7 protein-coding genes are annotated in these 6017 nt (G+C 57.6%); 6 read left to right on the top strand and 1 reads right to left on the bottom strand.

Going from position 1 to position 6017, the window contains the following annotated elements; translation table 11 throughout:
• Positions 1-301 precede the first annotated feature (301 nt).
• Positions 302-808: a hypothetical protein gene (locus RBR25_RS08340; protein ID WP_432819092.1), complete on the bottom strand. Its 507-nt coding sequence runs from the start codon at positions 806-808 to the stop codon at positions 302-304.
• Between the two features lie 346 nt (positions 809-1154).
• On the opposite strand from RBR25_RS08340, the gene RBR25_RS08335 reads away from it, so the two are divergent.
• The 6 genes from RBR25_RS08335 to RBR25_RS08310 all read left to right on the top strand — a co-directional run bounded on the left by RBR25_RS08335 (position 1155) and on the right by RBR25_RS08310 (position 5973).
• Positions 1155-2240: an Rpn family recombination-promoting nuclease/putative transposase gene (locus RBR25_RS08335; RefSeq protein ID WP_432819091.1), complete on the top strand. Its 1086-nt coding sequence runs from the start codon at positions 1155-1157 to the stop codon at positions 2238-2240.
• 332 nt (positions 2241-2572) lie between these two features.
• Positions 2573-3265 (top strand): Rad52/Rad22 family DNA repair protein, encoded by a 693-nt coding sequence (locus RBR25_RS08330; RefSeq protein WP_432819090.1) that lies wholly within the window; start codon positions 2573-2575, stop codon positions 3263-3265.
• Between the two features lie 14 nt (positions 3266-3279).
• Positions 3280-4110, top strand: coding sequence for a RecB family exonuclease (locus RBR25_RS08325; protein WP_432819089.1), 831 nt, complete (start codon positions 3280-3282; stop codon positions 4108-4110).
• Between the two features lie 161 nt (positions 4111-4271).
• Positions 4272-4460 carry a hypothetical protein gene (locus tag RBR25_RS08320; RefSeq protein WP_432819088.1) on the top strand — a complete coding sequence of 63 codons (189 nt, stop codon included), beginning with the start codon at positions 4272-4274 and terminating at the stop codon, positions 4458-4460.
• A gap of 134 nt (positions 4461-4594) precedes the next feature.
• The gene (locus RBR25_RS08315; protein WP_432819087.1) at positions 4595-5596 is read left to right on the top strand and encodes an AAA family ATPase; all 1002 of its coding nucleotides are present in this window, start codon (positions 4595-4597) and stop codon (positions 5594-5596) included.
• On the top strand, positions 5593-5973 hold the full coding sequence (locus RBR25_RS08310; protein ID WP_432819086.1) for a hypothetical protein: 381 nt from the start codon (positions 5593-5595) through the stop codon (positions 5971-5973). Before RBR25_RS08315 ends, RBR25_RS08310 begins: the two co-directional genes overlap by 4 nt.
• The last annotated feature ends 44 nt before the right edge of the window (positions 5974-6017 follow it).

Raw genomic sequence — 6017 nt, 5'->3', positions numbered from 1 at the left:
CCGAGGGCTCGACATTACCTTGGGACAAGTCAGACGGGAACCTGAGTTTTGGTCTGGCGGCATCCGGCATAGAGATGGCGTGAACTTATTTCAGGCACTGGAGTGGAACTTGGGAAGCTGTCGCTTCGATGCTAAGGGAGCGGTTCAAGCGGAGACCCCGCAAGAGCCTGAGTACCAATGCGGAGCACAGTGGCGGAGTCATGCGTAGTAGCGATGAAGCAGTTGTAATAACTGCGGAGCAAAGGCATGGCCTTATTCGGTTTTAGAGATGTAACAACCGTTAAGCGGGAGGATTCGTTGTCTAAAACCAAACCGTGCCAGCGCTTTCCGTGGTATCGCCCACGGAAATGTTCTTGTCAGCCGTGGCGTCGGTCACCTCAATGTCCTTGCCGCCGTCGATGATGATGGCATCGGTGGCGCCCAAGACGTTCAGGTCGGTAGCTGCAGCCACCTTGGTGGCAACCGCAGTTGCCAAGGTGATGTTCACCTCACCTGCGGTGCCGAGCACCGTGGACAAGTCAAACTCGCCAGCAGCATCACCCAACGCGCCAGAGCCGCGCACGTTGACCGTGTCGATGTTGGCGAAGGTTACGCCACCCGGGAAATCAGCAGCATCATCCAAATCACCGACCACGTTCAGGGTCATGGTGTTGGTACCAAGGCCGGCGTCGATTTCATCGAGCGGATTCAGCGTCGAATTTGCCGTGGTGACCGTATCAATCAGCGCCACGACAGTGTCGTCGCCATCGGTGCCGTAGGAGTTAGCAGAGCCCAGAAGGTTGGCCGAAGCACCGCCGACAACGTCCACACCTGTAGTGAGCGTGAAAATTCGCCCATGCCTGTCCGGTGATTATCAGGCGCTTTCGCTGGTCCATATTATTTTTCCGAACATTTTCCGACATTTAACAAGTCGCCGGCACAATGCACATCGGTGAATTCGCCTGATCCACCAGGGACTATGCGGATTTGGGCTGTTCGTGGGCCGTCGATTTTACCGACCATTTTCCGACATGGATGTCAAATTAGAGCTGTCCTGGCGTTGCCGGGTGGGGGGGGGCGCAAACCTGAATATGAGAACCTGTTGCAGGGCAAGGCAACGGCGACCAAGTTTTTTCCATTTGCCGGCCAGTGGGCTTACGGCTACAATACCAAGCATGGAGAATTCCCTGCATAACCCTCATGATACCTTTGTCTGCCGGGTGCTGGATGATCTCAACGTCACCCGCAATCTGTTCCAGCATGAACTGCCGGAGCCAATTGTGGCGCTGCTTGATCTCTCAACCATGGAGCGCCTGCCGGATCACCACATCAGCCCGGAGTTGAAGAACAGTTACAGCGACATGGTTTTTCGGGTACGCTTGAAAGAAAGTGACCGCTCAGCCTATATCTACACCCTGTTTGAACACAAAAGCACCAGCGACGACTGGTGCAGCCTACAGCTGCTCAAATACATCGCGGCCCAGTGGGAAGCCTTTCACAGCCAGTTCCCACGGCAGAAACTGCCCCCGATCATCCCGCTGGTGCTGTATCATGGGGAAGAAGGCTGGCAACGACGCGACCTGATCGATCTGCTGGATCTTCCCGTGCCGGAGGTGATGCGGCCCTACACTCCGCAGTTTGACTATGTCCTGTGGGACGTCGCCAAGATGGATCGGCAGCGTCTGGAGCTGAGCCTGGAGGTCAGGGCGTTTCTGGAGATCCTGTACCACATCCGCAAGCACAGCCTGGTCGACACCCTGCCCCAGATTACGGTCATGCTTCTCCGGGCCGGGTATAGCCATCAGACCACCCTGCAAAAGATCGAAACCTATTTGCATTACGCCATCCACTGCAATGACCATGTGGATGAAAAGACGATCGAAATCAGTTTGGCAGCCAGCAACACTCTGGAGGAACTTATGCCGACATTAGCACAGAAATGGATTGAGCAAGGCGTCGAGCGAGGGATTAAGCAAGGAATCGAACGGGGGGTTATAAAAGGCCGGGAAGAAGGCCGGCAGGAAGGTCGGCAGGAAGGTCGGCAGGAAGGCCGGGAAGAAGGCCGGGAAGAAGGCCGGGAAGAAGGTAAACGGCAAGGCCAGGCCAGGACCCTGACCAGTCTGATTCTACGTCGTTTCGGCTCTGTCCCACCGCATGTTGAACAGCGCATCTCGGAAGCTACAGTGGAGGAGTTGGCGCGATTTACCGACAATATCTTCGACGCCAAGACAGCCGAAGAGGTGGTGGAACTGAAGAATTAACCTCTGCTCGTAAGTGAGCAAAAACCCTACCCTCTCACCCCATTACAGGCCGTTACCTCCCATCTGAGAGGTAGCGGCTTTTCTGTTGCCTCTGCCTGGCCCTTGGTCCAACTCGGCATCCTAAAAAAAAATCCCCCCTCACTCTTGTTAAAAGAAAGTAACTGGCCAATCTGAGATTGCCGTGTAATCCGGCCTGGGTCAGGCCACCAGTTCCTAAGATCTCGCTGCCGGTCATTCCCTCTACCAGGAAATCCCGGCTTTTTTGTGCCCTGAACTCTCAGGGTGTTTTCGCCATTTCAGCGCCGACCCACATCAACAAAGGAGGTTCATCCATGGATGACGAAACCAGAAAGACCCTTACAACGCCCTTCAGAAAGGATCAGATCAGGCAGCGGCCGGGCAGCTTCGGAGCAACCCTAAGTTATGTCGAAGGCAGTGCGGTGGTCGAGCGTCTTAACCAGGCCTTTCACCACGCCTGGAGCTTTGAGATTCTCTCGGTCGAGATCAACGCCACCGCCGGGGAAGTCCTTGCCCATGTGCGCGTCAGTACCGCTGGAATCGTCAAGGAGGGTTACGGCTCCAGTCAGATCACCCGTCAAAAAGATAGCGGTGAGATCGTCGATTTGGGCAGCAATGTCAAGGCCGCCTGTACCGATGGCCTGAAGAAGGCCGCCACCCTTCTGGGCGTGGGGGTGAACCTGTACCCGACTGAGGCAGCGGAGGATTCCCTGCCTCAGTCGCAGAGGCAGTCTCCGCCGCGTATCCAGCCTGCGGAACCATCACCGCCACATCCGTCTTCACCATCAGGTCCGCTTTCGCCGCCCGTTGCCGTAAATTCCGGTTCTCGCCTGACCGCCAAGCAGAAGGCGCTGATTCTGAAGCTGGCAGCGGAGGCCGGCTTGAGCCCTGCCGATATCACCCGGCACTGTCAGCAGGTGTATGGCCGCATGGTTGATTTTTTGAATAAAGCCGATGCCTCCAGACTGATCGAAGCGTTGTTTTCCGGCCAGGTCAAGGCCGCGTGAAAGGAGGTTCACTTATGAGCCCTGCCCCCTCCTTAAGGGTGTTACGTCATCACCTGCATCTCAGCTACAGCCAGGTCAACACCTATCTGACCTGCTCTCTGCGCTACTTTTTTCAGTACGTCAAGGGCTATCCGCCAGAGCACACCAGCAGTGCCCTGATTCTCGGCAGCAGCATCCATGCCGCCTTGGCGCACTACTATGAGGCCTTCCGGATGAAGGGTGCCGCAGAGCCGCTAGACGCGGTGCTGGCGTTTTATCGGGAGACCTTAAGCTCCGAGCTGGCGATCCCTCGCGCGCCCATTCTCTACAGCAATGAAGCAACCAGTCCTGCGGAGCTGCTGGCCTGGGGAGAACAGTTGCTCCGGGCGTATCTGGAGGATCCCGGCTTTTGCGGCATGGAAGTCGTTGCCACCGAACTGCCCTTGAGTCTGCCACTGACCACGCCCGATGGCGACTTGACGGAGTTTCATCTGGTGGGGGCTGTGGATCTGTTGTTGCGGGATCAGCTGGGCCGTTTGTTGGCGGTGGATCATAAAACCGCCAAGAATTCCCCGTCTCAGGAATCCATCGATCAGGATCTGCAGCTGAGCGCTTATGCGCTGCTGCTCAGGCACAACGGCTACCTGAAACCGGATGAGACCCTGCACTGCTGCTACAACGTCATCCGCAAGCTCAAAACGCCCAAAGTCGAGCGGCTCTTAACCCTCAGAACGCCGGCGGACACCCGACGCTTTATCCGTATGGCCCATGCCGTCTTATCCGGCATCGCGGCAGAGGCGTTTCTGCCCTGTGCGGGATGGCATTGCAGTGGCTGTCCGTATCAGCAGCAGTGCCGGAACTGGTAAAACAAGCGACCGAACGACAGCCTCATCGTTCCGGGCATTTAAATACAGGAACCTTTTCAAAAAAGCACGCCAACCCCCCCGCATCGCACGAGAGCAGATGACGGGGTTTTTTTGTATCCACCATCCCACGCAACCCAAAACCGCAGGAAAGGAATACGCCCATGAGTACCGAGAAGGATGTGATCCAGGTGGCCCTGGAAGTCGGCCAGAAAGTAATGATGAACGCCCAGGGTGACCCGGCCTGTACCCTGGCTTACGGCGTCGCGGCGGCGGTGGCCGCTGTTGGTGCGGGAGTGGGCTACGGTACCTACAAGTATGGCCGTCAGGCGCTTGGCTGGCTGATGAGCTAAGAGCGCCCTAAGCCCGTCAAGAATCTGTCCGATTGTGCTTCGCCCTAAACCCGGCCGCCGGATCCGATCAAAAACCAGGGATCCGGCTGCTGGTCTGCCTTGCCCATCTGACCCCGAACTGGAGGAGACTTTCGATGAAGAACCCGACACATCCATCCCTCACCCATCTTTTCAGCGCACCTGAGCCACTAGCGACAACCTACAGCGTGCAGGAGATCTTCGGCTTTGCCAGTCAAATGCCTCTGCCCGGTTTCAAGCCGGGTCATCCCCTAGTCCCCCAAGCCCTGGAAACCTATGTCTGGAGCCCGGAACTGGCAAAGGATTGCATCGAATGGCTGTGCGATCCAGAGCCGGAGCCGCTGTGGGTTTCCGGTCCGACAGGCTGCGGCAAGACCGAAGCCTTAAAACAGCTGTTCGCCAAGCTGCACATGCCGACGGTGATCGTCAGTGCGAAGAAGAGTACCGAACCGGACGATATCCTGGGCCGGGTTCAGCTGGTGAATGGCAATACGGTCTTTACCCCAGGTCCCCTGCTGGAAGCCTATGCCCGGGGCTATGCCCTCCTCTTTGATGAGATCGATGGTTACAATCCGGAGGTGATGATGGCCTGTCATCGGCTGCTGGAAAAGGCGCCGGTGACTCTGGATGACGGCACGGTCATCACTCCGGCGAACCGGATTTTGATGGCGGCTACCGCCAACACCCGGGGCGATGGTCAAGGAGGTGATATCTACGCGGCCACCAGTGTCTTTAATCTGGCCACCCTCAATCGCTTTGAAAAGTGGAGCCTGGACTATCCCGCAGCCAAGATCGAAGAGCAGATCCTGTCCGGCGCCCTGCCCCAGCTGGATGAGAAGGTCATCAGCGCCATGGTCAAGGTGGCTGCCGATATCCGCACCAGTTATCGGCAGGGCAGTTGTCCCGGCCCCATCTCGATCCGGGATCTCAAACGCTGGGGCCGCAAACTGCTGTTGGGAGCCCAGCGGACGGATGTGCCGGTGGTCTATCATGCCTTCGATAAGGCGTTCGGTCACGGGGTCGATGAGCATGTGCGCGCCATGCTTCATAAACTGATCCAGACCCACTTCAACATTCCGGCGCCCGAGCTGGCTCCGCCTGCGGGAGACCCGTCATGAGCCCTCCGCTTCCGCCCGACACCCTGATCGGCTTTCATCTGCGCTCGCCGTCACGCTCTGGCGGCAAGGACTGGGTGGGCTGCCTGACCCAGGATGGAACCTTTCACCGTTACTGGGGCAAGACGGGCCAGGTGAACCAGCATCGGCAAGAACGCGGCAACCATCGCGACTTGCGGGATCTGGTCAAGCAGAAGCTGACCAAGGGCTATCGGATCCTGGATACCTATCAGGCTCCTGACGGCTGGCAATCCCGGCGATCGGCTGAAGATGCCACCGCCAGGGCCGAGGACGCAGCACAACCCCTGACGGCCGTTACCGACTCTGACCCGATTCACATCACACCCTCGCGCCAGCACTCCCTTACCTGGGATTTCTAGGCAACACCCACCCTCAGCACTTGAGCACTCATGCTACCTGGAAA

Source organism: Trichloromonas sp., assembly GCF_034006665.1.
GTDB lineage: Bacteria > Desulfobacterota > Desulfuromonadia > Desulfuromonadales > Trichloromonadaceae > Trichloromonas.
Note: the sequence above shows the minus strand (reverse complement) of the source record. Positions and strands in the feature narration are given on the sequence as shown.